Source organism: Rhizobium sp. OAE497, assembly GCF_040546565.1.
GTDB lineage: Bacteria > Pseudomonadota > Alphaproteobacteria > Rhizobiales > Rhizobiaceae > Rhizobium.
The window spans coordinates 926,829-952,283 of record NZ_JBEPOA010000001.1; the positions used below are offsets into that span (position 1 = coordinate 926,829).

25 protein-coding genes are annotated in these 25,455 nt (G+C 64.2%); 13 read left to right on the plus strand and 12 right to left on the minus strand.

Going from position 1 to position 25,455, the window contains the following annotated elements:
* Positions 1-69 precede the first annotated feature (69 nt).
* Entirely contained in the window at positions 70-2,409 is a 2,340-nt protein-coding gene (locus ABIE40_RS04735) for a glucose/quinate/shikimate family membrane-bound PQQ-dependent dehydrogenase (RefSeq protein WP_199626429.1), read from the minus strand.
* A 292-nt stretch (positions 2,410-2,701) separates the two neighbouring features.
* On the opposite strand from ABIE40_RS04735, the gene ABIE40_RS04740 reads away from it, so the two are divergent.
* The 3 genes from ABIE40_RS04740 (at position 2,702) to ABIE40_RS04750 (ending at position 5,096) form a co-directional block, all read left to right on the plus strand.
* Positions 2,702-3,109 (plus strand): hypothetical protein, encoded by a 408-nt coding sequence (locus ABIE40_RS04740; protein ID WP_199626430.1) that lies wholly within the window; start codon positions 2,702-2,704, stop codon positions 3,107-3,109.
* Positions 3,110-3,192: 83 nt separating this feature from the next.
* Positions 3,193-4,566: a PepSY-associated TM helix domain-containing protein gene (locus tag ABIE40_RS04745; RefSeq protein WP_199626431.1), complete on the plus strand. Its 1,374-nt coding sequence runs from the start codon at positions 3,193-3,195 to the stop codon at positions 4,564-4,566.
* Positions 4,567-4,577: 11 nt separating this feature from the next.
* Complete coding sequence (locus ABIE40_RS04750) at positions 4,578-5,096, plus strand: copper uptake system-associated protein (protein ID WP_199626432.1); 519 nt, start codon at positions 4,578-4,580, stop codon at positions 5,094-5,096.
* 133 nt (positions 5,097-5,229) lie between these two features.
* Here the strand turns inward: ABIE40_RS04750 and ABIE40_RS04755 are convergent, their stop codons facing one another.
* Both ABIE40_RS04755 and ABIE40_RS04760 read right to left on the minus strand, forming a co-directional pair.
* Positions 5,230-6,735, minus strand: a complete 1,506-nt coding sequence (locus ABIE40_RS04755) for a protein adenylyltransferase SelO (RefSeq protein WP_199626433.1) — start codon at positions 6,733-6,735, stop codon at positions 5,230-5,232.
* Between the two features lie 49 nt (positions 6,736-6,784).
* A complete protein-coding gene (locus ABIE40_RS04760; protein WP_199626434.1) occupies positions 6,785-7,312 on the minus strand; it encodes a dihydrofolate reductase family protein in 528 nt (175 codons plus the stop codon).
* Between the two features lie 271 nt (positions 7,313-7,583).
* Here ABIE40_RS04760 and ABIE40_RS04765 point away from each other — a divergent pair, with 271 nt between their 5' ends.
* Positions 7,584-9,041 carry an MDR family MFS transporter gene (locus ABIE40_RS04765; protein WP_199626435.1) on the plus strand — a complete coding sequence of 486 codons (1,458 nt, stop codon included), beginning with the start codon at positions 7,584-7,586 and terminating at the stop codon, positions 9,039-9,041.
* Between the two features lie 165 nt (positions 9,042-9,206).
* Entirely contained in the window at positions 9,207-9,755 is a 549-nt protein-coding gene (locus ABIE40_RS04770; protein WP_199626436.1) for a TetR/AcrR family transcriptional regulator, read from the plus strand.
* Between the two features lie 51 nt (positions 9,756-9,806).
* Here the strand turns inward: ABIE40_RS04770 and ABIE40_RS04775 are convergent, their stop codons facing one another.
* The 4 genes from ABIE40_RS04775 to ABIE40_RS04790 all read right to left on the minus strand — a co-directional run bounded on the left by ABIE40_RS04775 (position 9,807) and on the right by ABIE40_RS04790 (position 12,196).
* Positions 9,807-10,118 carry a hypothetical protein gene (locus ABIE40_RS04775; protein WP_210341030.1) on the minus strand — a complete coding sequence of 104 codons (312 nt, stop codon included), beginning with the start codon at positions 10,116-10,118 and terminating at the stop codon, positions 9,807-9,809.
* A 78-nt stretch (positions 10,119-10,196) separates the two neighbouring features.
* Entirely contained in the window at positions 10,197-10,820 is a 624-nt protein-coding gene (locus ABIE40_RS04780) for a hypothetical protein (protein ID WP_199626438.1), read from the minus strand.
* Between the two features lie 216 nt (positions 10,821-11,036).
* Positions 11,037-11,231, minus strand: a complete 195-nt coding sequence (locus ABIE40_RS04785; RefSeq protein WP_199626439.1) for a hypothetical protein — start codon at positions 11,229-11,231, stop codon at positions 11,037-11,039.
* Between the two features lie 11 nt (positions 11,232-11,242).
* The gene (locus ABIE40_RS04790; RefSeq protein WP_199626440.1) at positions 11,243-12,196 is read right to left on the minus strand and encodes a homocysteine S-methyltransferase family protein; all 954 of its coding nucleotides are present in this window, start codon (positions 12,194-12,196) and stop codon (positions 11,243-11,245) included.
* Positions 12,197-12,422: 226 nt separating this feature from the next.
* Between ABIE40_RS04790 and ABIE40_RS04795 the strand changes: the two genes are divergently transcribed.
* Both ABIE40_RS04795 and ABIE40_RS04800 read left to right on the plus strand, forming a co-directional pair.
* On the plus strand, positions 12,423-13,061 hold the full coding sequence (locus ABIE40_RS04795) for a TetR/AcrR family transcriptional regulator (protein WP_112719208.1): 639 nt from the start codon (positions 12,423-12,425) through the stop codon (positions 13,059-13,061).
* 74 nt (positions 13,062-13,135) lie between these two features.
* On the plus strand, positions 13,136-14,056 hold the full coding sequence (locus tag ABIE40_RS04800; protein WP_199626441.1) for an EamA family transporter: 921 nt from the start codon (positions 13,136-13,138) through the stop codon (positions 14,054-14,056).
* A 7-nt stretch (positions 14,057-14,063) separates the two neighbouring features.
* On the opposite strand, the gene ABIE40_RS04805 is transcribed toward ABIE40_RS04800, so the two are convergent.
* A complete protein-coding gene (locus ABIE40_RS04805) occupies positions 14,064-14,642 on the minus strand; it encodes a hypothetical protein (RefSeq protein WP_199626442.1) in 579 nt (192 codons plus the stop codon).
* Positions 14,643-14,779: 137 nt separating this feature from the next.
* On the opposite strand from ABIE40_RS04805, the gene ABIE40_RS04810 reads away from it, so the two are divergent.
* A complete protein-coding gene (locus tag ABIE40_RS04810) occupies positions 14,780-15,541 on the plus strand; it encodes a sulfite exporter TauE/SafE family protein (protein WP_199626443.1) in 762 nt (253 codons plus the stop codon).
* Positions 15,542-15,553: 12 nt separating this feature from the next.
* Here ABIE40_RS04810 and ABIE40_RS04815 read toward each other — a convergent pair whose 3' ends face one another.
* Positions 15,554-16,285 carry a hypothetical protein gene (locus ABIE40_RS04815; RefSeq protein WP_199626444.1) on the minus strand — a complete coding sequence of 244 codons (732 nt, stop codon included), beginning with the start codon at positions 16,283-16,285 and terminating at the stop codon, positions 15,554-15,556.
* Between the two features lie 90 nt (positions 16,286-16,375).
* On the opposite strand from ABIE40_RS04815, the gene ABIE40_RS04820 reads away from it, so the two are divergent.
* The 4 genes from ABIE40_RS04820 (at position 16,376) to ABIE40_RS04835 (ending at position 21,365) form a co-directional block, all read left to right on the plus strand.
* Positions 16,376-16,969: a TetR/AcrR family transcriptional regulator gene (locus tag ABIE40_RS04820; RefSeq protein ID WP_354540966.1), complete on the plus strand. Its 594-nt coding sequence runs from the start codon at positions 16,376-16,378 to the stop codon at positions 16,967-16,969.
* Between the two features lie 154 nt (positions 16,970-17,123).
* Complete coding sequence (locus ABIE40_RS04825) at positions 17,124-18,314, plus strand: arabinose transporter (RefSeq protein ID WP_199626445.1); 1,191 nt, start codon at positions 17,124-17,126, stop codon at positions 18,312-18,314.
* 144 nt (positions 18,315-18,458) lie between these two features.
* A complete protein-coding gene (locus ABIE40_RS04830; RefSeq protein ID WP_199626446.1) occupies positions 18,459-19,862 on the plus strand; it encodes a DUF1254 domain-containing protein in 1,404 nt (467 codons plus the stop codon).
* Positions 19,863-19,904: 42 nt separating this feature from the next.
* Positions 19,905-21,365 (plus strand): DUF1254 domain-containing protein, encoded by a 1,461-nt coding sequence (locus ABIE40_RS04835; RefSeq protein ID WP_199626447.1) that lies wholly within the window; start codon positions 19,905-19,907, stop codon positions 21,363-21,365.
* A gap of 13 nt (positions 21,366-21,378) precedes the next feature.
* Here the strand turns inward: ABIE40_RS04835 and ABIE40_RS04840 are convergent, their stop codons facing one another.
* On the minus strand, positions 21,379-21,909 hold the full coding sequence (locus ABIE40_RS04840) for a DUF1697 domain-containing protein (protein WP_199626448.1): 531 nt from the start codon (positions 21,907-21,909) through the stop codon (positions 21,379-21,381).
* A gap of 231 nt (positions 21,910-22,140) precedes the next feature.
* Positions 22,141-24,249 (minus strand): S9 family peptidase, encoded by a 2,109-nt coding sequence (locus tag ABIE40_RS04845; protein ID WP_199626449.1) that lies wholly within the window; start codon positions 24,247-24,249, stop codon positions 22,141-22,143.
* Between the two features lie 250 nt (positions 24,250-24,499).
* On the opposite strand from ABIE40_RS04845, the gene ABIE40_RS04850 reads away from it, so the two are divergent.
* Positions 24,500-24,889 carry a DUF930 domain-containing protein gene (locus tag ABIE40_RS04850; RefSeq protein ID WP_112719198.1) on the plus strand — a complete coding sequence of 130 codons (390 nt, stop codon included), beginning with the start codon at positions 24,500-24,502 and terminating at the stop codon, positions 24,887-24,889.
* Positions 24,890-24,920: 31 nt separating this feature from the next.
* Here the strand turns inward: ABIE40_RS04850 and ABIE40_RS04855 are convergent, their stop codons facing one another.
* A complete protein-coding gene (locus ABIE40_RS04855) occupies positions 24,921-25,364 on the minus strand; it encodes an RrF2 family transcriptional regulator (protein WP_199626450.1) in 444 nt (147 codons plus the stop codon).
* Positions 25,365-25,455 lie beyond the last annotated feature (91 nt).

Genomic DNA, 25,455 nt, shown 5'->3' on the forward strand with positions numbered 1-25,455 from the left:
CCCCTTGGGGAGAGGGTAGGGTGAGGGGGCTCCGGGTGAGACGGACCTTCTACTGACGAGAACCCTCCATCAAGGCAACGTATACCCAATCACATAATCACCCGGCTTGGTCCCCACCGACCCATGCCCGCCGGCAACCATCACCACATACTGCTTGTTGTCAGAGGTCGTATAGGTCATCGGCGTCGCCTGCCCACCGGCCGGAAGCCTGGCCTGCCAGAGTTGCGCCCCGCTGGTCACGTCATAGGCGCGCAGATAGTTGTCGACGGCGGCACCCAGGAAGGCCACGCCGCCCTTGGTCATCATCGGGCCGCCGATGCCGGGGACGCCGACCTTGAAGGGCAGGGGCAGCGGCGTCATGTCGTGGACCGTGCCGTTCTTGTGCATATAGGCGATCTTGCCGGTACGCAGGTCGACGCCGGCGACATAGCCCCATGGCGGCGCCTGGCAGGGAATGCCGAGCGGTCCGAGGAATGGTCCCATGAACACGCCATAGGGCGCGCCGTCATTGCGGTTCAGGCCCTGTTCGCTGCCCTTCTCGTCCTGGCCGCGCGGTGGGATATCGGCGGCAGGCACGAGCCTTGAGGTGAAGGCGAGATAGGTCGGCATGCCGAACATGATCTGCCGTTCGGGATCGACGGCGACGGAGCCCCAGTTGAAGGTGCCGAAATTGCCGGGATAGACGATCGTGCCCTGAAGCGACGGCGGCGTGTAGCGGCCCTCGTATTTGTAGCGGTGGAACTCGATGCGGCAGGCGAGCTGGTCGAACAGCGAGATGCCCCACATGTTCTTTTCCTGCAGCGGATCGGGCGAGAAGGTGAGATCCGAGATCGGCTGCGTCGGCGCCGTCTTGTCCTCCGGAATGGCGCCTGATGGAGCCGGGATTTCCTTGAAGGGAATGATCGCCTCGCCGGTGCGCCGGTCGAGCACATAGATATCGCCCTGCTTGGTGGGCGCCACCAGCGCCGGCACGACGGAGCCGTCAGGCTTGGTCATGTCGAAGAGCACCGGCTGGGCCGGAACGTCCATGTCCCAGAGATCGTGGTGGACGAACTGCTGCACCCATTTCAGCTGCCCGCTATTGATGTCGAGCGCTGCGACAGACGACGAGAACTTCTCGACATTGGCGCTTCTGCCCATGCCGAGCTGGTCGGGCACCTGGTTGCCGAGCGGGATATAGACCATGCCGAGGCCCTCATCGACCGAGAGCACCGACCAGCTGTTCGGCGAGTTGGTCGTGTAGGTCTGCCCCTGCGGCAGCGGCGTCGTCACATCCGGATTGCCGGAATCCCAGTTCCAGAGCAGCGCGCCGGTATTGATGTCGAAGGCGCGGATGACGCCGGACTGTTCCTGCGTCGAATAATTGTCGTTGACGGCCCCGCCGATGATCAGCTTGCCCGCAACGGCAACCGGCGGCGAGGTCGAATAGTAGTAACCGGCCGGATTGTATTTCATGCCGGTCTCAAGATGCAGCGTGCCCTTGTCGGCAAAGCTCTCGCAGACCTTCCCGTCCGCCGCATCGAGCGCGATCAGCCGGGCATCGGAGGTCGGCAGGTAGACGCGGTCGACGCAGGGCTGGCCGGCCGCCGTCGCCGTGTCGTGGTAATAGGTGACGCCGCGGCAGGTCTGGTGCTGCCGGTCCGGGTTCATGCCGGAATTGGCGTCGAACTTCCATTTCTCCTTGCCGGTCTTGGCATCGAGTGCGATCGCCCAGTTATGCGGCGTGCAGAGATAGAGCGTGTCGTTCACCTTCAGCGGCGTCACCTGATAGGTGGTCTCGCCGACATCGTCGGGCCGCTTGACGTCGCCGGTTTGGTAGCGCCAGACCTCTTTCAGGTCCTTCACGTTGGTGGCATTGATCTGGTCGAGCGGCGAATAACGCTGGCCGAAAGGCGTGCGCCCATACTGATGCCACTCGCCATCCGGCACATCGCCACCGAAGGGCGGGGCGGCCGCGACCACATCCTTCGGCAGGTCGCCCGCCAGATCATGCGGATCCGTCGTCATCGAGTAACCGGCAACCAGGATCGCGATGATGACGGGCACGCCGAGCGGCCAGGGATTGGCGCTGTAGACCGCGCCGGTCGGGCTCGTAAAACCGAGCGGGCGGCGGATCCACGGCGTCAGCAGCCAGAGCCCGAGCAGGATGATGAGGCCGCCGCGCGGCCCGAGCTGCCACCAGTCGAAGCCGACTTCCCAGACGGCCCAGATCAGCGCGGCGACGACCAGCGCCGCATAGACCCAGAGCGCCACCGCCTTGCGCATGAGGAGTAGCACGCCGGTGATGATGAACATCGCGCCGGCGAACAGATAGAAGATGCTGCCGCCAAGCAGCACGAGCCACAGCCCGCCGCCGCCAAGCGCCAGTCCGATGAGAAGAAAGAGGATGGAGGTTATGGCAATTGCCATGAAAAGTGTCTCCCGCTGAAACCCGCCTCCGGGGGCGGAGCGCGGGCAGGGTTTCCCGGGTGCCGGGATCGAATTGCGAAAAGGCCCGCGGCAAGGGCTGGAGGCTGCCACCGCAAGCATTCTCAAGCACATAGAGCGTGGGCTTTGCCTTTCAACCGCCACAATTGCCGCGACCTGCGCAGGGCAGCCATGCGCTCACGACGGGCTGAAACGGTGATCGGCGCTAATGCCGCATTGAGCTTTGAGGGCGATGCCGCTATCAACCCTCCCGCGCCTTCAGGGCAGGGGTCATATGAAATATCTTGGTCGCAGATTCGAGCAGTGGGCGGTGCGCATTCTATGCGCCATCGCGCTCGTGTCCGTCGGCTTTGCCCATCAGCTGCCGGTCTCGGCGGCCGAGCTTTCCGGCCCCGCCGATTATTCCGCCTATGCGCTGCCGGACGGAACCCTGCCGACGCTCTGCGTTACCGTCACCGGCGATAGCGGCAAGAGCCAGCATGGCGCCGATCACAATCATGGTTGCGAAGCCTGCCGCATCAGCGCCACCGCGATGCTGCCGTCTCCGGCCGATGTGTCGGGTGCGCCGCTCGGCTATGCTATTGCCGAAGCCGCGCCGTTGCGCGCCGCCGTCTTCCACCGCGATCCCTTCCCGCCGAATACAGGGCCGCGAGCGCCCCCTGCAGATCCGCTGACTGCCTGAACCCGCGCCCCGGTCATCCGGCCCGGCGGCGTGCTTCGCTTTCGGCTGCGTCTCGGGCGCTGCCATGGATCTGGAATTCTCTCATGTCTTCAATCACCTCCGCCGAGCCGGTGGAGAGCGCCGCTTCGGGCGTCTCGCTCTACCGCGCCATCTGGCGCTGGCACTTCTTCGCCGGCCTGCTCGCCGTGCCCTTCATGCTCAATCTGGCGATCACCGGCTCGCTCTATCTCTTCAAGGACGAGATCAACAACAGCCTCTTCGCCTATCGATATGATGTCGCCCCGACGGGCCAGCCGCTGGCGCCGCAGGCCGTCGCCGATATCGCCGCCTCGGCCGTCCCCGGCTCCGTCGCCACCACCTACAGGGACCCGGCGACGCCGGAGCGCTCGGCGATCGTCACGGTCTCAGGCGAGGGCGGCCCGACGCTGGTTTTCGTCAATCCCTATGACGGCAAGGTACTCGATAAGGTCGCCTCGGCAGACGAGTTCAACACCGTCGTCAAGCACATCCACAGCCTTGCCTATTTCGGCGATTTCGCCAACCGCCTGGTGGAGATCGCCGGCGGCTTTGCCATGGTGCTCGTCGTCACCGGCATCTATCTCTGGTGGCCGCGCCGCCAGACGGGTGGCGTCGTCAGCGTTCGCGGCACGCCTGACAGACGCGTCTTCTGGCGCGACCTGCATGCCGTCACCGGCGCCTTTGCCGGTCTTCTCATCCTGTTCCTGGCGGTCACCGGCATGCCCTGGTCGGGCTATTGGGGCGCCAATGTGCAGGCTTTCCTCGGCAGCCACGGCATGGGCTATCCGGCGCAGCTCTGGGACGACGTGCCCAAATCGGCGAAGGTGACGGAAGATATCCTGCCGAAGGTCGGCTGGACCGTCGAGAAGGCGCCGGTACCGCTTTCCGATATCGCCGCTGCCCAGTCGAAACAGCCGATCGGCCTCGACAAGGCCGTCGAGATCGCCAAGGCGGCAGGCGTCACACCCGGCTTCGACATGGCGATGCCGGCCAGCGAGAATGGCGTCTATACCGCGGCGATCTTCCCCGACGATCTCTCCCGCGAGCGCACGCTGCATATCGACCAATATTCCGGCAAGCCGCTGGTCGATATCAGCTTCGGCGCCTATCCCTTCCTCGGCAAGGCGATCGAATGGGGCATCAATGTCCACCAGGGGCAGGAATGGGGCCGGTTCAACCAGTTCCTGATGCTGGCGACCTGCCTCGCGATCATTCTCTCCTGCGTCACCGCCGTCGTCATGTGGTGGAAGCGCCGCCCGCTCGGCCGCGTCGGCGTGCCGCCGCTGCCGCCGCAGCGCTCGGTCTATATCGGCCTCTGGGTGATCGCGCTCGCCTTCTCGCTGGCTTTCCCGCTGACCGGCCTCGCGATCCTTGCGATGATCGCCTTCGACCAGATCGTCATCCGCTTCGTGCCGCCGCTGCGGCGCGCGTTTTCGTGAGGGAGACGACCATGAAGACAGTCCCTATCCTTCTCGCCGCCGCCCTCTCGATGGCCGCGCCGATCACCACCCGTGCCGAGACCATGCAGATGCCCGACGGCACGACGATGGACATGCCGATGGACCAACCGCCGTCCGGCGATCCGCAGCAGCTGATTTCCGATGTGCTGAAGACGATGTTCGAAACCCAGGCCAAACCGCTCGCCATCGGCCCGGTCACGGTCCAGGGTGGCTGGGCGATCGCCGACTGGCAACAGGACGGCCGCGGCGGCCGCATCCTGCTGCAGAACGGGGAACACGGCTGGCGTCCGCTGCTCTGCGGCGGCGATGCGATCAGGGAAGCCGAGGCGCTCGCGAAAGCCGGTGTCCCCGCCGCCGACGCGACCGCGCTGGCCGCTGCTCTCAGGGATGCCGAAGCCACAGCCGATCCAAAGGCCCTGCAAGCCTTCGCCAGCTTCGAGGGCACGGTGACGCTCGGTGCCGCGACCGCCTCAGCCGCCCATGCCGGCCACGAAGGCCACGGCAAGTAGCCTTGGTCGGTGGACTACTTCCCTTCTCCCCGTCGGGGGTCCGAAGGACGGGTCGAGACCGTCGGCTCGACCCCGGTGGGTAGGGTGAAAGGGGCTCCGGCCGAGACCGGACAGATCGTCGGCTTTGTCCGCCTCAAGTCCCACAAAACGTCTGCAAAACCCGCTCTTCCAGCTTCGGCGGATCCATATAGGCCGCAAATGCCGGCTGATCCTCATACGGATTGGCCAGCACCTTCACCAGGGCCTCGAACAGCGAGAAATCGCCGTCTTCCATGGCGGCGTTGATCGCCTGCTCGATCCGGTGGTTGCGCGGAATGAAGGCCGGGTTGACCGAAAGCATCGCCGCACTCCGGGCCTCTGCCGTCTGCGGATCGCGGCTGAGCCGCTCGCGCCAGCGCACCAGCCAGCCCATGGCTTCCCCGATGCCGTCGAATGTCGAGAGAAATTCGCCCTCGGCGGCATCGTCGCCCGCGAGCTTCGAAAGCCGCCGGAAGACCAGCGTGAAATCCGCCTGTCCGGCCTGCATGGCCGCCAGCAGCGCCTGGATCAGGTCGAGATCGCCATCCTCTTCGGAGACAAGCCCGATCTTCTCGCGCATACCCGCTAGCCAATGGGCCTGGAAGCGCTCGCCGTAACCCTTGATGACCGTATTGGCGAGATCGACCGCCTTGTCCTGATCCTCGTCGAACAGCGGGATCAGCGTCTCGCCGAGCCGCGCCAGGTTCCACTGGCCGATGCCGGGCTGGTTGGCATAGGCATAGCGTCCCTGCTGGTCGATCGAGGAGAACACGGTGCCGGGATCATAGGCATCCATGAAGGCGCAGGGGCCGAAATCGATCGTCTCGCCGGAGATCGTCATATTGTCGGTGTTCATCACGCCATGAATGAAGCCGATATGCAGCCAGCGGGCAATCAGCGCCGCCTGCCGCTCGGCAATGGCTTCGTAGAGCGCGAGATAGCGGTTTTCGGCGCCCGAAATCTCCGGATAATGCCGCTCGATTACGTGATCGGCGAGCGCCCTGACGCCATCGGTATCACCGCGCGCCGCAAAGAACTGGAAGGTGCCGACGCGGATATGGCTGGCCGCCACGCGGGTAAAGACCGCCCCCGGCAGCACCCGCTCGCGATAGACGGGCTCGCCGGTCGAGACGGCGGCGAGCGCCCGTGTCGCGGGAATGCCGAGCGCATACATCGCCTCGCTGACGATATATTCGCGCAGCACCGGCCCGAGTGCGGCGCGCCCATCACCCCGCCTGGAAAACGGCGTCTGCCCGGCGCCCTTCAGCTGGATGTCGCGGCGGTTGCCCTTCTGGTCGATCACCTCGCCAAGCAGGATCGCCCGTCCGTCGCCGAGCTGTGGGTTGAACTGGCCGAACTGATGTCCGGAATAGGCCATCGCCAAAGGATCGGCGCCATCAGGCACGAGATTGCCGGAAAACATCGCCGCACCGTCAAGCTTCAGCCGCTCGACATTGAGCCCGAGCTCGGCTGCGAGCTCCTCGTTCAGCTTGATCAGCCAGGGCTCCGACACCTGCGACGGCGTCTGGCGCGCGAAGAAATGCGCCGGCAGCCGGGCGTAGCTGTTGTCGAACGGAAATACGGCGGCGCGAGGCGCGTTCTGTGACGGTGCTGAGCTCATGCCTCAATAGGTAGGGCTGGGGTGGAGGAGGCGCAAGCCGCTTCCGGCGCTACGCCGGCACATAAGTCAGCCGCACCACATCCCCGACGATCCGCTCATGGGCGGCGAGGCGCAACGGCGGGCGCGGCCCGGCAAAGAACGGCCGCCCCTCGCCAAGCACGACCGGATGCGTATAAAGCCGGTATTCGTCGATCAGCCCGCTATCGGCCAGGCTATGCGCCAGCACCGGCCCGGCAACCGTGATCTCCCCTTCACGCTCCGCCTTCAGCCCGGCAATCACTGCCTCCACATTGTCGCGGACAAGCACCGCATTCGGCCCGACCTCCGTCAGCGACCGCGACACCACCCATTTCGGCAGTTTCCGCCAGGCCTCGGCAAAGGCCCGATGCTCATCGCCCCAGCCCTCCTGATCCTCGTCCCAGTAGCGCATCAGCCCATACATCGTCCGCCCATAGACGGTGGCGCTCAGCTCTTGCGTCCGCTTCACCCAATGGCTGAACAAGGGCTCCGGCGACATCCGGTCATGATCCACATAGCCGTCGATCGACTGGTTCATCTCAAACACAAGCTTCGCCATGTAAGAAAACCTCCACCAGGGTTGGAGTTTAGCGGGAAAGTGAGGTGGGGGGAATGCGGGGGGGGGGGAGGGCCCGCGACTACGCTACCCTCCTGCGCCCACCCAAGTAGCCATTCGGTTACATCATGCCAGCATTTCCTAAAATGCATGCCTTTGCCACATTTGCGGGCGTATACACGTCGTTATCCCCCGTGTGGCATCATGCCATTTCACATCTGCGGCCCTGTCGTCATCAATGGCTTCGCCGCGTCATTGCGAGTGATCCCTGCTGATGCCGGATCAGATATTCCACCCCGTTCGAACCGACCGGGCTGCCCCAAATTTTCGCACGATCGCGCTGATCGTTGCGAGCGCCATGCTGATGGAAAACGTCGATGCCACGGTGCTGGCGACGGCGTTGCCGACGATGGCGCGCGATTTCGGCGTCGATGCGCCGTCGATGAGTATCGCGCTCACCTCCTATCTTCTGAGCCTGGCGATCTTCATCCCCGCAAGCGGCCGCATGGCGGATCGCTTCGGCTCGCGCACCGTGTTCCGTTCGGCGATCGCCGTCTTCGTCGCCGGGTCGATCGCCTGTGCGCTGGCGCCGAACCTCTTCCTGCTCGTCGTCGCCCGGCTGATCCAGGGCGTCGGCGGCGCCATGATGATGCCGGTCGGCCGTCTGGTGCTGATGCGCAGCGTCGCCCGCAAGGATATGGTCAATGCCATGTCCTGGCTGTTGATTCCGGCGCTGATCGGCCCGATCATCGGCCCGCCGCTCGGCGGCTTCATCGTCACCTATCTCGACTGGCGCTGGATTTTCTACATCAACGTGCCGATCGGCATCGTCGGTTTCATCCTCGTGTCGATCTTCATCGACGAGGTGAAGGGCAAGGCGATCGGCCCGTTCGATACCGTCGGCTTCATCTTTTCCGGCATTTCGCTGGGATCGCTGCTGTTCGGCTTCGAAATGTCGAGCCGCGAGGGCGAGGCCTCGGCCGCCGTCTTCCTGATCGCCATCGGCCTGCTCTTCGGCATCTGTTATCTGCGCCATGCCCGCAAGCATCCGGCGCCGATCATGGATTTCTCGCTGATGAAGGTGCCGACCTTCGGCACCTCTGTAATCGCCGGTTCGCTGACGCGCATCACCCAGGGCGCCCAGCCCTTCCTGCTGCCGCTGCTCTTCCAGGTCGGCTTCGGCATGTCGGCAGCAACCGCCGGCCAGATCGTCATCGCCACCGCCATCGGCTCGATGGCGATGAAGCCGCTCTCCGGCCCGGTCTTCCGCCGCCTCGGCTTCCGCAACAGTCTGATCATCAACGGCCTGCTCGGCACGCTCGGCTACGGCCTCTGTGCCGCCTTCAGCCCGGAATGGCCGGTCAGCGTGATGTTCGCCGTGCTGACGCTCAGCGCCTTCTTCCTGTCGTTCCAGTTCATGGCCTACAACACCATCGCCTACGACGAGATCAGCCACGAGCGCATGAGCTCGGCCACCAGTTTCTACACCACCTTCCAGCAGCTGATGCTGTCGCTCGGCATCTGCATCGGCGCCTTGGCGCTGCACGGCTCGATGACGATTTCAGGCAGCGAGCAGCCGAAGCTCCACGATTTCTCCACCGCCTTCATCGTCGTCACCATCATCTCGCTCGCCGCCACCATCTGGAACCTGCGCTTCGCCCCGAACGCCGGCTCGGAAATCAGCGGCCACCGCCGCAAGGATGCTGCTGCCGCAGCAACGGCCGAGCACTAGGACCAATCGACATTCAGTTCAGGCTGCGCCGAAAAGTGCCATTTGCAGGCCGGTATGTGCTGAATGTCGATTGGTCCTAGACGGGGACACCGGAAAAGCGGCACAGACAAGTGCCGCCTTATTGCGTATAGGGTGATCCAAGATCACCTCAACGCACATCCGCCCATGCTCAGACCGACCAAGACCCAGATAGACGCCGAAATCGTCGACCGCGCCGCCGCGCTGTTTGCCCGGCATGATTTCGAGCACACCTCGCTGCAGCAGATCGCCGATGCGGTCGGCTATTCCAAGGCGGGACTGCTGCACCACTTCCCGAGCAAGAAGGCGCTCTACGACGCCGTGATCAGCGCCCTGCGCGCGTATATCGAGGCGATGGCGGCCGGGGTCAGGTCGCTGCCGGTCGGCATCGAGCGCGACCGGGCGCTGGTCGAGGCCTCCATCGATTTCGCCTTCGAACGTCCCGGTATTTCGGCGCTCAGCAACCGCATCGCTGTCGACCCGGATCCTGAGAATGCGGAACTGACGGCAATCGGCCTCATCATGTACGAGGCGCTCGGCATCGACCCGGCGAACCTCGAGATGGACAGGCTGGTGCGCGTCACCAGCGCCTTTGCCGGACTTGGCATCACCGCCGCCATCGCCGAGAAGAACAAGCTTTCGAAGGAATGGCGCGGGATGATTGCCGCGGCCGCCATGGATGCGCTCGGACATTAGAACGCCCGGGCCTCTGAAAGCCCGGGTGGATTTCTTTCAGGATTGCACCGCTTACCAGCGCGGCCGTGGCCGGTGCCGGTGGTTCCAGTCCTTGCGGTCGTCCTTGGCCGCCTGCGAGATCGCATAGGCGCCGACCGCACCGGCGGCGACGCCGACAGCCACGGCCGCCGCCGCCTCATCGGATTTCCGCCGGTTCTCGGCATAGACGTTTCGCGTGCAGCGCTCGTGCTGCCACGATCCGGGGCGGGCACCGGCATCGGCACAAGTCACATAGGCGCTGTCCATCGATTGCTGCGCCGATTGGCATCCTGAGATCAGGAGCGTGGCGGCAAGCGTCAGCATCACGGTCGTTTTCATCTGCATTTCTTGTCCTTTCGGGCATGCGTCATCGGCTGCGCGGGCTGCGCATGATGGCGTCGGGGTGAGGGAGGAGGTGGTTGGCTAGAGGAGGTGCGGGATGATGTAGATTGCTTCCAGGACCTCGTAGATCGCACCGATCAGCAGGGCGAGGATGACGGCGGCATAGAGCCGGACTGTCGAGACGGTTCCCGCCTTGTAGGCCTCCCAGCTCGAGCTCAGCCGATAGTGATCGAACCTGAGAAACGTCCGGCCGTGGACATAGGCGGCAAAGCCCGCCAGCACATAGGCTTGTCCCTCGATGAAGAGCGTGAGCGAATGCGGGATCAGCATCGCCGGATGCGGGCCGATCGGCGCGAACATGATGCCCCAGAGAATGCCGCGCTGGAGCACGGCAAGAATGCCGATGAACGGAATGATCAGCGACGGAAGCGTCGTCATGAACACTGCAACTGCGAGGTTGACGGCGAAGGTCAGTGCGATCGCCAGCAGGATGCTCCTGCTCGCATAGGCATCCGCCACCGATTTCAGAATGCCGGGCTTCAGATAGGCCTGGTCGATATCGGGCTTGAAGAAGCCCTGCAGTTCGGGCGCCAGCAGGGTCAGCGCCATGGCGCAGAGGAAGAGGCCGTAGAAGCCGGCGTTCAGCAGCAGATAGGCCCGCCTGTGCCGCCGGATGATCGCGATGGGTTCGCTGAGAAGTCTCATGATGTGTTCCAGACATGTGAAAGGTCAAAGGCTCGCCGTCACCCGACCGCCGCGCTCAGCGGCAATCGGGTTTTCAACCGAATCGGTAGGTATTCGACCATATCGGTCTATTCTCGGAGAGGCTCGCTGTCAACTATCCGGCGGGGAGGGCGCTTGAAACGTCAAAAAGCCCGGGCACAGCGCACCCGGACCTCCAATTCACTACTCACTATTCGCTCACTCACACGTCGATCGTCGCCCATGCGGCCCTATGCCGATGTCGCGCAGCAGATGGCTGTCCACGGCTTCGAAGGGCATCATGCCGGCATCGGCGCATTGGCGGGCCTTGCTTTTGGTCTTCGGCCAGATCGGGTGATGCGTCATCATCCGTATCAGCCGTCTCGGGGTCAGTTTCTTTCTCAGGCTGGTCATCGCTTTCTCCCTCAAGCGCTCATTGCCTGCGGCAGGCAGGCTTCGCAGATTGCTGCGACATGGCGGTGGTCGGTGCCGCAGCAGCCGCCGAGCACCCGCAAATGCGGCAGGGCGGCGATCAGCTGCCGGTAGCGGCGGCCGAGATCTGCGGGGTCGCCCGCATCCAGCACCTCGCTCTCGTCGAGCTCGGCATGGCTCATCATCGAGGCATTGGCACGGATGCCGGCGATCCGCTTCACCCAGGCGCCGCCCTGCGCCAGCACCGTGTCGAAATGCGCCGGGTGGGCGCAGTTGATCATGTAATAGGCCGGTGCGCCGCCGGTTGCCGCATCCGTCGTCTCGATCGCTTCCTCGATGCTGCGGCCGGTCACCAGCCGCCCGTCGGTTTCGACGGTAAACGAGATCGCGCAGGGCATGCCGTGAGCGCGGGCGGCCCGCGCAATGCCGATCGCCTCGTCGATATTGGTGAGCGTGAAGGCGCTGACCATGTCGGCCTCGGTCCCGGCAAACGTGGCGATCTGCTCGCCGTGATAGTCCTCGGCCTCCGCGGCATTCATCGCGCCCGCCTTGTAGCCGTCGCCGCGCGGGCCGATAGCGCCGCCGAGCACGATCGGCATGCCGCGCCGCTCATAGCTTTGCCGCAGACCCGAAATCAGCTCGATTGCCGCCTCGTTGGCCGCCTTCAGCTTGTCGGGCGAATAGCCGAGACGCGCGCCCCAATCGGCATTGGCCCGCCATGTGGCGCTGTCGAGCACGAAGCCGGTGCCGTGGCGCCTAGCGATATCGAGATAGCGCCGGTAATAGTCCCTCAGCCTGCGCCGTCCCTCTTCGGAGGCGAGCAGCGTGAAGGCCGCAAAGTGCGGCAGCTCGACGCCCTCGTGGAAGATCAGCACCGTCTCCATCCCGCCATCGGAGATGAAGGTACCGCTGCCGAGCTGCGGCAGTTTCTGTCTGTATTGTGCCATTTCAAAAGCCCGCCCCTACACAGGCCGGTGTCACCTCTACTTGGTGCCGGCAATAGAGTTCTCGCGCTTAATTGCATGGCAAACTAGGCGACTTGCGGTATACTTCGGATTGGTCGCCGACATTGCCTATTGAAATCATGATCTTGCTCGCGTTTTCCGATTGCCGGGTTGCGATCAGTAAAACGTTTCGGCAACTGAAAACTGTACCGGCGGTACAGGAGGGAGCATGAAAAAGGGCATCGAAACGAGGACGCGCATCCTCGATGTCGCCGAAGCTGCCGTGCTTCAGAAGGGTTTCGGCGGCACGTCGATCGAGGAGCTGATCGCCGAAACCGGCATCACCAAGAGCGGTTTCTTCTACCATTTCCGGGACAAGAACGAGCTCGCCAAGGCGCTGCTCAACCGCTACATCGAAAATGACGAGCGCATCTATGACGAGATCTTCAGCCGCGCCCGCGACCTGACGGACGATCCGCTACAGGCCTTCCTGCTCGGCCTCAAGCTGCTCTCCGAACTGCTGGCCGATCTGCCGAACGGTCATCCGGGCTGCCTGGTCGCCACCGTCTGCTATTACGAGCGCATCTTCGACCGCGAAATCCAGGAGACCAACCGCAACGCCGTGCTCGCCTGGCGCCGCCGCTTCGGGCGGATGTTCGAGGAGATCATGGCGGTCTACAGGCCGCGCGAACCGCTGGAGGTCGATCAGCTCGCCGATATGGTTTCGACCGTGCTCGAAGGCGGCATCGTGCTGTCGCGGGCGCTGAAGGAGCCGAACAGCCTCGCCGAACAGATCCTCGTGCTGCGCTCGCTGATCAAGCTGCTGTTCCAGCCACAGGCTGGTGCGGTCACGACCTTCCGGCAATAAAAGCAATTGCTAAGCAATGCATTGACAGGGCGCGGACCGGCAGCCATGGATGCCTCCCGTCCTGGAGCCCCTCTTTGCTGATTTCCGAAGCGCTTGCCCTTGGTTCCGCCATCTGCATGGCCCTGAGCTCGATGTTCATCAACGAGCTGAACGGCCGGGTGCCGCTGATGCGCCTTGCCCGCTGGCAGATCACCGCCGCCTTCCTGATGACGGCGCTTGCAGCGACCGCGCTCGGCGGCTGGGCAACGCTCGGCGCCTGGCAGTTTTCGGCGCTCGCCGGTTCCGGCCTGTTCGGCATCGTGCTCGCCAGCACCACCTATTTCGCGGCGATCTACGCCGCCGGGCCGCGGGTCACGGCGCTGCTCTTCTCGCTCGCATCTCCCTTCGCGCTCGCCATGGGCTATGTCGTCTTCGGGGAAACCATCAGCGCCATGCAGGGCGCCGGTGTCGCGCTCATTCTCTGCGGCATCGTCATTGCCATCGGCGTGCGCCGACGCCGCCCGGCGCCGATGATCCCGCTTGCCGATGGCGAGCCGATCGAGGCCCCCGCGCCGCAGGAAAGCCCGTCGCTGAAAGGCATCGCGCTCGGCGTCGTCACCGCTTTCGGCCAGGCCGTCGGCAGCCTTCTCGCCCGCCCGGCAATGGCCGCCGGTGTCGAGCCATTCGCCGCCATGGCCGTCCGCTCCGGCCTTGCCGTCATCTTCTTCTGGGCGCTGCTTTTGCTGCCCGCCATCCGCCGCCAGACGGGGGAGATCGAAAGGCGGGATTTCCCGCTCGCCGTCATCTCGGCCTTCTTCGGCACGGCGCTCGGCATGTCGCTGCTGATGGGCGCGCTGAAAACCGGCAGCGTCGGCATCGTCTCGACGCTCTCCTCCATGACCCCGATCGTCATCCTGCCGATGGTGTGGCTGAGAAGCGGAAAGATGCCGCAGCCCTATGCCTGGGCCGGCGCGGCCATGGCGATCGCCGGAACGGCACTCGTCAGCCTCGGCTGATAGCCGCTCACGAATCCGGTATCAGCGGATCCTGCACCAGAAAGAATTCCGGCACCGGCGTCACGTCGGTCACGAAGAAGCCGAAGCTCGCCTTCGTCTTCGGGTCGGCATGGCCCTGATCGAAGCGCAGCCGGTCGAAGCTCTCGAACTGGTTCTGGAAATGCGCAAACCGGTCGGAGGAGATGAAATCCGGATTGGGATTGGTCTGCCCGAAGGACAGGCCGTCGTAGAAGTCGCTGGGCTTGCCGCGGATTTCCTCCAGTTCGAATTCGAAGCCGATCCAGGCGAGCTTGCTCTCGTTCACCGTCACCATGCGCAGGTGCATCGAGTTCTGCCGCAGCGTGTCGAGCGTTGCCGGGTTCGCAGCGCGGATGATCAGCGTCACCGGATCGGAGGAGGTCATCGCCTCGGTGATCTCGATCGGATCGTCGCGCGTACCGCTGCCTGAAATACCAAGAATATGGAAGCCGCCGAGCTCGTCGGAAAAGGAGAAGTCGCCGGCATACCAGCGGCCGTCGTCGGCCGGACCGGCGCTGACGAGCGCCAGTGAAAGCAGCGCAGTCAGGATCCGCCAGTGACGCCCCATCGCTCTCTCCTCAGGCGATTATCGCATTGCCGCGGCAAATCTCAAAATCGGCCTCCGGCAGAACCGTTCGCCGCCGGCGGCGGCTTGGCGGCGCGGCGCGAGACGGCTAGCTAGGGCAGGGGGATGGGGAGCCGCCGATGAGCCTGGAGATCGCAATTCTGCTGTTTGCCGCGGGCATTGCCGGCGGCGTCATCAACGCGCTGGCGGGCGGCGCGACGCTGCTCACCTTTCCCGCCATGCTGGCCTCCGGCCTGCCGCCGGTGACCGCCAATGCCTCCAATGCCGTCGCCATCGTCCCCGGCCATCTGCTCGCAGTGCTCGCCGATCACCGCAAGCTGCAGCCGCTCGATCTCAAACTCGGCCTCTCGGTTCTGATCTGCCTGATCGGCGGCATTCTCGGCGCGCTGCTGCTGCTGGCGCTGCCGGAGCGGCTCTTCGTGCTGCCAGTGCCGGCGCTGATCGGTGCCGCGACGCTGCTCTTCCTGTTCTCGCCGCAGATCGCCGCCTGGGCGGAGCGCCGCCGCGGCGGCGGCGAGCCGTCGCAGCTTACCGGTTCCTCGGTGCTGGCGCTCGCCTCGGTCTATGGCGGCTTCTTCGGCGCCGGTCTCGGCGTCATCCTGACCGCGGTTCTGGCGATCGGCGATCCCGACGACATCCGCCGCGTCAAGGCGCTGAAGAACCTCTTGGCAACCGCCGTCAGCATCGCCGCCGTGACGATCTTCGTCCTCGAGGGCGCCGTCAGCTGGCCGCAGACACTGGTCATGCTCTCGGGCGCCCTGTTCGGCGGCTATCTCGGCGGCTACCTCGTCCGCATCCTCCCCGCCACCATCGTCCGCTGGTTCGTCATCGTCACCGGCGCGGTGATGGCGGTGGTCTATGCGGTCAAGTATTGGCTCTGAAGGCGGCCGCCCTCAGCCCTTCGTGCCGTGGAAGACGAGATCGACATAGTCGAGCAGGAAGATCGTCGTGCGCCCCGCCCGCAGCGGTCCCATGTCGACCGGGCTGACGACGCGCCGGACGATCGGCACCATGATGCCGTCGAAGGAGCGGTAGTCGTAGCAATAGTGATTGGCCGGTCCGCCGCCGAGAATGTCGACCGAATAGTCGAGCCGCCGCAGCAGGTGGTCAGGGCCGAAATAGAGCGTCTGCGTCGCGGTATGAACCGGGATGTCGCCGGGATAGCTGACCTCGAGCTTCCGCCAGGTCTCGCCCGCTTCGGCATGCGTGCCGAGATCGCGAAAACGCATGCCGGGCTCGGCAAAGGTGAAGGGCACCGTCAGGTAGTTCCGAAGTGCATAGCCGATGAAATAGGTGAGGTGCAGCGGATGCCAGGGTTCCTCGCGCGGCACCTGCTTCAGCGCCTCGCGCGGCGCATCGAGCGCTGCCGTCACCGTACCGTCCGGCCGCTCGCTCCAGACCCGGTCCGGCGTATAGACGCAGAGCTCGTCGGGCGCGCCGATCCCCTGGATGACGACGCGCTGGCTGCGCAGGTCGATGGCGCAATGCGGCCGCAGGTGCCGCGGAAAGCCCTTCATTTCCAGAACGATGCCGGAAAAATTGAGATCGAGCTCGGCCGAGCTCAGCCGGCTCCAGCGCTCCAGTCCGCCATGGGCGTCGATGATGGCCTGTAGAAATTCCTGCATGACAGTCCTCGTGATTATTGATTGCGATCGCAATCATTTGACTTTGATTGCAAATGCAATTAAAAATGCGGCCTGTCAATAGGTGGGGGAATGCAGATGGTCAGGGTGTCCAGGGAACAGGCAGCGGCAAACCGCGAAACGCTGGTGGATGCCGCCGGCCGTCTGTTCCGCGTCAGGGGTGTCGATGGCGTCGGCGTTGCCGAAGTCGCCAAGGAGGCGGGGCTCACCCACGGCGCGCTCTACGCGCATTTCCCCTCCAAGGAGATGCTGGCCGCCGAAGCGCTGAAATCCGGCATGCAGAAGAGCCTGAGCGATGTGAAGGCGTCGGCGGGCGACACGGAACCGACGCTTGGCGGCTATCTCGATTTCCTGCTGTCGCGGCACATGCGCGACGCGATCGAGGAGGGCTGCCCGATGACCGCTTCCGGCAGCGAGATCGCCCGCGGCAGCGCCGAGGTTAGCCGCTCCTTCGCCGAAGGGTTCGAAAACATGGTGGCGGCGCTCGCCGCCGCCGCGCCGCCGCAGATGGCCGACGACGAGCGCCGCGCGCTGGCGATCACCGCGATCGCCGCCGAACTCGGCGCCATCGTCATCTCCCGCGGCATTCTGAAATCCGACCCCGCGCTTGCCGATGGCGTGCTCGAAACCGTCCGCGCCAGGCTCGGCGATGTCCTCGGCGCCTGAGCCGCATTGACACCGGCCGCAATCTTTATTAGGCCATGCTTATGCCGGTTCGCTGGCCGTAAGCGTTTGACGTCAAGCAACGCACTTATCGATCCTTTGCCGGTCGGAGTGCGTTTTTTTGTGCCCGCCGCCAAGGAATAGCCAGGAGGATATCATGGCTTTCCGCATGACCCGCGATCCCGAGCAGCGCCGTCTGCTGCTTTTGGCCGCCATTCTGTTCATCTCCTATCTCTGCGTCGCAGTCGCCCTGCCTGTCGTTCCCGTTCATGTCACGGCAACGCTTGGCCTTGGCAATGGTTGGGCCGGTTTCGGCGTCGGCGTCGCCTTTCTCGCCACCATCCTCAGCCGCGGTTATGCCGGGGCGCTCGCCGATAAAGAGGGCGGCAAACGCGCCGTCCAGCGCGGCCTTGGGCTCTATGTGCTCGGTGCGCTGGTCTCGCTGGCCTCCGGGCTGGCGCTTGGTTCGCCCGTCCTCTCCTTCGCGGTGCTGGTCGCCGGGCGCCTGCTGATCGGCCTCGGCGAAAGCATGGTCGCCGTCGGCGTCATCTCCTGGGGGATCGGCATCGTCGGGCCGCAGAATTCCGGCCGGGTGCTGGCGCTGGTGGGGGCGGCGATCTACGGCGCGCTCGCCGTTGGCGGCCCGGTCGGCCTGCTGCTCCTCGACCGCTTCGGCTTCACCGGCACCATGGCGGCAAGCGCCATCCTGCCGCTGCTCGGGCTTCTGGCGATCCGCCCGATCCCGGCCGTCGCCGTGCATGCCGCGGCAAGCCGCCCGCCGCTCTGGAGCGTCATCGGCCGCATCTGGCCGCATGGCCTCGTCGTCTGCCTGCAGGGCATCGGCTTTGCGGCGATCGGCTCGTTCTTCACGCTCTATTTCCGCGATCAGCACTGGGCCTATGCCGGTCTCGGGCTGACGGCCTTCGGCACCGGCTTCGTGCTGGTGCGCATCCTTTTCGGCCACCTGCCGGATCGCTTCGGCGGGCTGACGGTCGCCGTCGTCTCGATGGCGGTGGAAGCCGTCGGCCAGATGCTGATCTGGAGTGCCGGCAGTCCCGACCTCGCGCTTCTCGGCGCCTTCATGACCGGCCTCGGCTGCTCGATGATCTTCCCGGCCATGGGCCGAGAGGTCGTCCACCTCGTCGCTCCGCATCTGCGCGGCACCGCACTCGGCGGCTTCTCGGCCTTCCAGGATCTCGCCTACGGCCTGACCGGCCCGCTCGCCGGGCTCCTTGCCGACCGTGCCGGCTACAGCGCCGTCTTCCTCACCGGCAGCCTCACCGCCGGCTGCGGCTTCATCATCGCGGTCCTCCTGCGCAGCAGGCAGGCGGCGACTGCCGCGTCCTGACGCACACGGCCGCCCGCGTCCTCGCGTGGGCGGCTACCGTTCGCCATCATGGCGGGCAATTTACGCGGCACGTTTACCGTAACGTACTTCCTTTTACGCCAAGGCGTCGCTCAACCTCCCGGCTATCTCGAAGGGGGTCCCGCGATGCGACGTTTTCCGTTTCTCCTTGCCGCCGCTGCAATCAGCTTTGTGCCCGCCCATGTCTGGGCTCTCACCGCGCAGGAGCTCCGTGACCGCTCGGTCGAGCGCCGCGCCGTCGAGGCGGTCATCTGGGGCATGCCCGCCGTCAATGCCGACCTGATGCTGCAGGAAATCCTGTCGAAGACGAAGGCAAAGGTGAACGAGGTCGTCTACTGGTCGCGGCCGGTGAACTGGCAGAACCAGACCCTGACGCCTAATCCGGATTCGATCTACCTCATGTCCTTCTGGAACGTGAAGGACGGGCCGCTTGTCATCGACGTCCCGCCGGCCGAGGGCGGATCCTTCGCGGGTAATATCGTCAATGCCTGGCAGATGCCGCTGGAAGACGCCGGCCCCGAAGGCGCCGACAAGGGCAAGGGCGGCAAATACGTGATCCTGCCGCCCGGCTATACCGGCGTGACGCCACCCGGTTACATCGTCCTGAAATCAGATACGTTCAGCGGCTTTGCCCTGCTGCGCTCCAATCTGAAGAGCCACGCCGATGCCGATATCGAAAAGTCGGTGACCTATGGCAAGCGCCTGAAGATCTATCCGCTGAAACAGGCGGCCAATCCGCCACCCACCCGATTTACCGATGCCTTCGGCACCCTGTTCGATGCGACGATCCGCTATGATGCGAGCTTCTTCGTCAATCTCGACCGCATCGTCCAGACTGAGCCGTGGCTCGACCGTGACCGCGCGATGATCGATCCGCTGAAGACGATCGGCATCGAGAAGGGCAAGCCCTACACACCTGAGCCATCGGAGAAGAAGATCCTCGATACCGCGGCTGAAGAGGCCCACGCACTCCTCTCCGCCCGCTATGACGAGGGCTTCCCAGCGCTGAACGAGGGAATTCGCTGGTTCCCTGCCGCCATGGCCGAAATGGTCAAGGCCGCCCAGGGCGGCTACGCCGATCCGGACAGCTATCCCGTCGATGTCCGGGGCGTCACCTATACGCTCGGCTTCACCGGCATCAAGCGCATCGGCACGGCGCAATTCTACCTGATGGCCAACAAGGACAAGGGCGGAAACGCCTTCGACGGCGGTAAGACCTACCGGCTCGTCGTGCCGGCTGATGCGCCCGTCAAGCAATACTGGTCGGTCACCGCCTATGACCGCGAGACCCACGCCCTGATCCGCAACATGGACAAGGCAAGCGTCGCCTCGATCACCCCCGGAGTGCAGAAAGCCGCCGATGGCTCCGTCGAAGTCTTCTTCGGCGCAAAGGCTCCGGCAGGCAAGGAAGCCAACTGGGTGCCCGTCGATCCGCAGCGGAAGTTCGAGCTGCTGTTTCGCCTCTACGGCCCGGAAAAGCCGCTCTTCGACAAGAGCTGGAAACTCCCCGATGTCGAGAAGATGCCATAGCCCCAAAGCCTTCCCATCAGCTCAAGAACGGAGATCAACGTGATGCGCAGCATTTGCAGGCCTCTCTTGCTAACCGGTGCCATCCTCTGGCTCGGCGCCATCCAGGCACCCGCCATCGCGGCTGAGGCTTCACCCTACAAGTTTTCGAAGGGCTATCCGGCCGCCGAGGCCATTACAAAAGCCCGTGACGATGCCGACCTGCAGCGCGCCATCACCGCCTACCGCTTCTGGTATCCGACGGTGTCAGTGGAAGGCATCTTCAACGGCAACCGGCAGGCCGGGCTGAAGGACAACGAGGCGGTCGGAGCCGCAGCCGCAGGCCCGAGACAGGTAGGCTTCACCCTCAATTCCGACACCCCCTATGGCTCGGCGACCCTTGACGTCGCCAAGGAGCCGATGGTGATCGAGCTGCCGCCCGGCGGCTATATCGGTCTCGCCAACGATCACAATCAGAGTTGGATCCTCGATATGGGCATCCCGGGCCCGGATGGCGGCAAGGGCGGCAAGCATCTGATCGCCGGTCCCGACTACAAGGGCGCGATCCCGGACGGCTATTTCGCCGGTCACTCCGCCACCAACAAGGTGTTGATGGCCGTCCGCGCCCTGCCTGTCGGCGGCGATCAGCAGAAGGCGCTGGACGCCCTGCATGCCATCAAGATCTACCCGCTCTCCACTGCCGCCGATCCGAAGCCGATGAAGATCGTCGATACCACCAATACCGATATGGACAGTACATCGCTCGCCTGGGAGGACAATATCAAGTTCTGGGAAGTGCTCGATCGCGTCATTCAGGAGGAGCCGCAAGTTGCCAAGTTCGAGCCGATGTACGGCCTGCTCGCCACCGTCGGCATCGAGAAGGGCAAGACCTTCAAGCCCGACGCGCGCATGAAGGCGATATTGGAGCGGGCGGCACGCCAGGGGCGCGACCAGATGCTGGTTTCGGCCTTCGACAGCAACCGTCCCGATCGCTTCGCCTGGCCGGATCGCAAATGGGAATGGGTAGGGCTCGTGCCCGATACCGCACAGTTCGAGACCACCGCCGGCATCGATCTCGAAGCGCGAGACCGCTGGTTCGCGCAGGCGATCGTGACCTCGCCCGCCATGTTCCGCCGCAGCGCCGGCGCCGGTTCGCTCTATTGGCTCGGCGTGCGCGACCGCAAGGGCGCCTATCTCGATGGCGGCAAGACCTACAAGCTCTCCATTCCCCAGCCCGTTCCGGCCAAGCTCTTCTGGTCGGTGACCGCCTATGATGCGCAGACCCGCTCGGAGGTGCAGACGGACCAGAACAAGGCCGCGCTCCGCTCGCTCTTCGAACTGAAGGACGTCAAGCCATCGGGCAGCGTCGATCTCTATTTCGGCCCCAAGGCGCCGAAGAACAGCGAGGGCCGCTGGATCAAGACCGTGCCCGGCCGCGGCTGGTTCGCCTATATCCGCATCTACGGCCCCGATGGCCCGGCCTTCGAGGGCAGCTGGAAACCGGCGGATTTCGAACAGGTGAAATAGCAGGGCTGCGGGGTCAGCCCGGCCCCGCGTCCTCCAGCGCCGCCGCCATCTCCACAAGCTTGCGCACCGTGTTGATATTGCGCGAGGTTCCGGCCTTCAGCGCCGAGAGCTTCAGCTTCGATTTGCCGGAGCCTATGGGATATTGGACATAGATCTCCCGGCCGGAAACCACAGCCTCCTCGCCATCCGGCGCGCTCATCGTGTCGAGCGCATCTTTCGGTGCCGCTTCCGGCAGGAAATGTACCAGCACGAAACTCGGCTTGGCATCGGGGAAGGGGGCGTTTTCGGCGATCGCTTCCATTTCCTTGCGGCTGCGGATCATCACGCCCGGTTTCTTGCCGAGCTTCTCCCCCAGCGCCGCGTCGAGCTTCTCGCCTGCCGTTTTCTCGCTGTCAGCGGATCGGAAGACGACATTGCCGCTCTGGATGTAGGTCTTGGCGTCCTCGAACCCGAGCGCATCACAGATCGCCTTCAGTTCCGCCATCGGCAAGGCGCCTGTGCCGCCGACATTGATGGCGCGGAGCAGGGCGATGTAGACGGGCATGGGTGGGGTCCTCCATCTCGAACGCGGCGGCCAGCCGGCCCCCCTCTGCCCTGCCGGGCATCTCCCCCGCAGGTGGGGAGATTGGCTGGGGACAACCGCCCGCTCCAGCAGCAGTGGAGCAAGCCGTGACGTTAATTAAGGTGCGGGCAGCCAACCACGAGTCGATCTCCCCCCTTGTGGGGGAGATGCCCGGCAGGGCAGAGGGGGGTGAACCCCACGCCCACCAACGCCCTACATCTTCCCCGCAACCTTGATCGCAAACGAATATTCGAACGCAATCTCCTCCAGCCGCTGGAAGCGCCCGGATGCTCCGCCATGCCCGGCATCCATATTCGTCTTCAACAGGATCGGCGCCTCGCCCGTCGTCTTCTCACGCAGCTTCGCCACCCATTTCGCCGGTTCCCAATAGGTCACGCGCGGGTCCGTCAACCCGCCGAGCGCCAAGAGCGGCGGATAGGCCTTGGCGCCGACATTGTCGTAGGGCGAGTAGGCGGCGATCTGTTCGTATTCTTCCCGGCTCTCGATCGGGTTGCCCCATTCGGGCCATTCCGGCGGGGTCAGCGGCAGGGTGTCGTCGAGCATGGTGTTGAGCACGTCGACGAAGGGAACGGCGGCGATGATGCCGGCGAATTTTTCTGGCGCCATGTTGGCGATCGCCCCCATCAGCATGCCGCCGGCCGATCCGCCCTCGGCGATGATACCAGCGTAGGACGTGAACTTCTGCTGATTCAAATAGTCAGCCGCGGCGATGAAGTCCTTGAACGTATTGGTCTTGAATTCCATCTTGCCGTTTTCGTACCAGGCAAAACCCTTGTCCTTGCCGCCGCGAATATGGGCGATGGCATAGACGAAGCCGCGGTCGGCGAGCGACAGGCAGTTGGTGTTGAACCCGGCCGGAATGGTGATGCCGTAGGCGCCGTAGCCATAGAGCAGGCAGGGCGCCGAGCCGTCGAGCGCGGTGTCCTTGCGGTAGAGCAGAGTGACCGGCACGGTCTCGCCATCCCAGGCGGGCGCGAAGACGCGGCGGGTGACATAATCGTCCGGGTTATGGCCCGACGGCACTTCCTGCGTCTTCAGCAGCGTCCGCTCGCGCGTCACCATGTTGTAGTCGTAGAGCTGCGAGGGCGTCGTCATCGACGAATAGGAGAAGCGGATGACGTCGGTGTCGTATTCTGCGGCACCCGAGAGACCCAGCGAATAGGCCTCCTCGGCAAAGGCGATCGCATGTTCCTCGCCCGTCTTGCGGTCGCGGATCATGATCTGCGGCAGGCCGTCCTTGCGCTCCAGCCACAGGAGATGGCGGGCAAAGGCCATGTGGTTGATGATCAGCGTGCCCGGCTTGTGCGGCACGATCTCGCGCCAGTTTGCCTTATCGGGTGCATTGACCGGCGCCTCCACGATCTTGAAATCCTTGGCATCGCCGTCATTGGTCAGGATGTAGAAGACGTCGCCGCCTTCGGTCAGTGTATATTCGATGCCTTCCTCGCGCTCGGCGACGATCTTCGGTTCGGCCGTCAGGTCCTTGGTCGAGAGCAGCCGGTATTCCGAGGTCTCGTGGTCGTGGATGTCGATATAGATGAAATCGTCGAGCAGCGAGCCGCCGACGCCCATGAAGAAGCCCGGATCCTTCTCCTCGTAGACCAGCCGGTCGTCGCTTTGCGGCGTGCCGAGAATGTGGTGGAACACCTTCGAGGGGCGGTGGTTCTCGTCGAGCGCCGAGTAGAAGAAGCTCTTGCCGTCGGGCGCCCAGATGCCGCCGCCGCCGGTATTCTCGATCACATCTGCGAGATCTTCGCCGGTCGCGAGGTCGCGAACCTTCAGCGTGAAGAATTCCGAGCCCTTGTCGTCATAGCCCCAGATGCCGCGGCTGTGATCGGTGGAATGGTCGAGGCCGCCGAGGCGGAAATAGCTCTTTCCGGCGGCTTCCTTATCGCCGTCGAGCAGCACGGCGCGGATCGTCTCGTCCTTGGTGTCGCCGTCGCGCGGGATGCGGAAATAGTGCGGCTGTTCGCCGCCGGTGACGAAGAACGTGCCATAGGCGAAACCGCCGTCCTTCATCGGCACCGAGCTGTCGTCTTCCTTGATGCGGCCGCGCATCTCGGAAAACAGCACCGTCTGCAGCGGCTTGGTGTCTTCCATCGCCGCGTTCATATAGGTGTTTTCGGCTTCCAGATGCTTGCGGATCTCGGGGTCGAGGATCGAAGGATCCTTGAACATCGCCTGCCAGTTATCGGCGCGCAGCCAGGCGTAATCGTCTGTCCTGGTAACGCCGTGGCGCGTATCGGAAAGCGGCTTCTTGGCGGCAGCGGGCGGGTTCGGCAGGTTCTTGAAAACGGACAAATGAAAAGCTCCGGATCGGTATTGCGGTGGGGAAGAGATAGAGGTGCTGCGGGATGCAATCAAGCGCCGCGCAAGCATCGGTGGATAAGCTCCTGCTAAATCGAAGTCTTCCTCACGTTGCCTTGATGTCACCACATTGTTTAAGAAAGTCCGCTAGCGTCGCGCGGGACTTGCGCATTGCCTGGCAGGATGACGGGGGTGTCTGGCTGAGGCTTGTTCCGGAATGAGCAGATAGAGGGATTCTTCCTAAATGCCGAAATGCCTGGTCCTGTCCGTATCGCTTCTCAGCCTTGCCTCGTCCGCCTTCGCCGTCGATCCCGCCATCAAGAAGCAGCTTGAAAAGCTCGATCCCGCGACCCGCCTCGAACAGAGCTGCGATACCGAAGCGATGAGCCGCATCAACAGCGACAAGACCGGCTTCAAGCCGGACAAGGTGATCGCCTACACCTTCAAGGATCCGGTCCCCAGCGACGACCGCCTCGTCGCCCCCGGCGCCGTCTTCCGCAGCAAGGGCGATTGGTACCATCTCTCCTACACCTGCATCACCGGCCCGCAACACATCAATGTCCGCGAGCTCGAATATCAGATCGGCGAAAAAGTGCCGAAGGATACCTGGACGAAGTATTACCTCTACGATTGAGCTAACCGGCCTATCGGCCTGATATCATGGATCACGCAAGCTTCGGCGGCTCCTTGCCCTGATCGATGATGGCCATGTCGGCGATCTCCCTGAGCGTCGTCGCCGCATAGCGCGCCAGCAGCTCTTTCTCGGCCGCCGCATGCGCCATCTGCAGCACGGAATTCGAGGCACGCTCGACAGGGCATGAAGGGTGATCGCGCGAAAGCGGCGCCGGCAGGATCGCTCCCTCGTTCAGCGCCCGCTGCACATCCAGCACCGTCACCTCATCCAGCGTCCGCACGAGCTTCCAGCCGCCGCCGCGCCCGCCTTCCGATTCCACGATCCCATGTTCGCGCAGCGCCCCCAGCGTCCGGCGCACGACGACGGGATTGGTGTTCAGCATCTGGCTGATCCGTTCCGACGTCTCCCTGCCGCCGAGCAGGCCCATATGCACCAGCACATGCAGCATCCGGGAAAGCCGGCCATCGGTCTTCATCGCGAACCTTTCCGCAACAATTATTGTTACGCTATCTTGACGGCTCCGCATATCTGTAACAGATATTGTTACGGATAAAGGGAGCACTCAT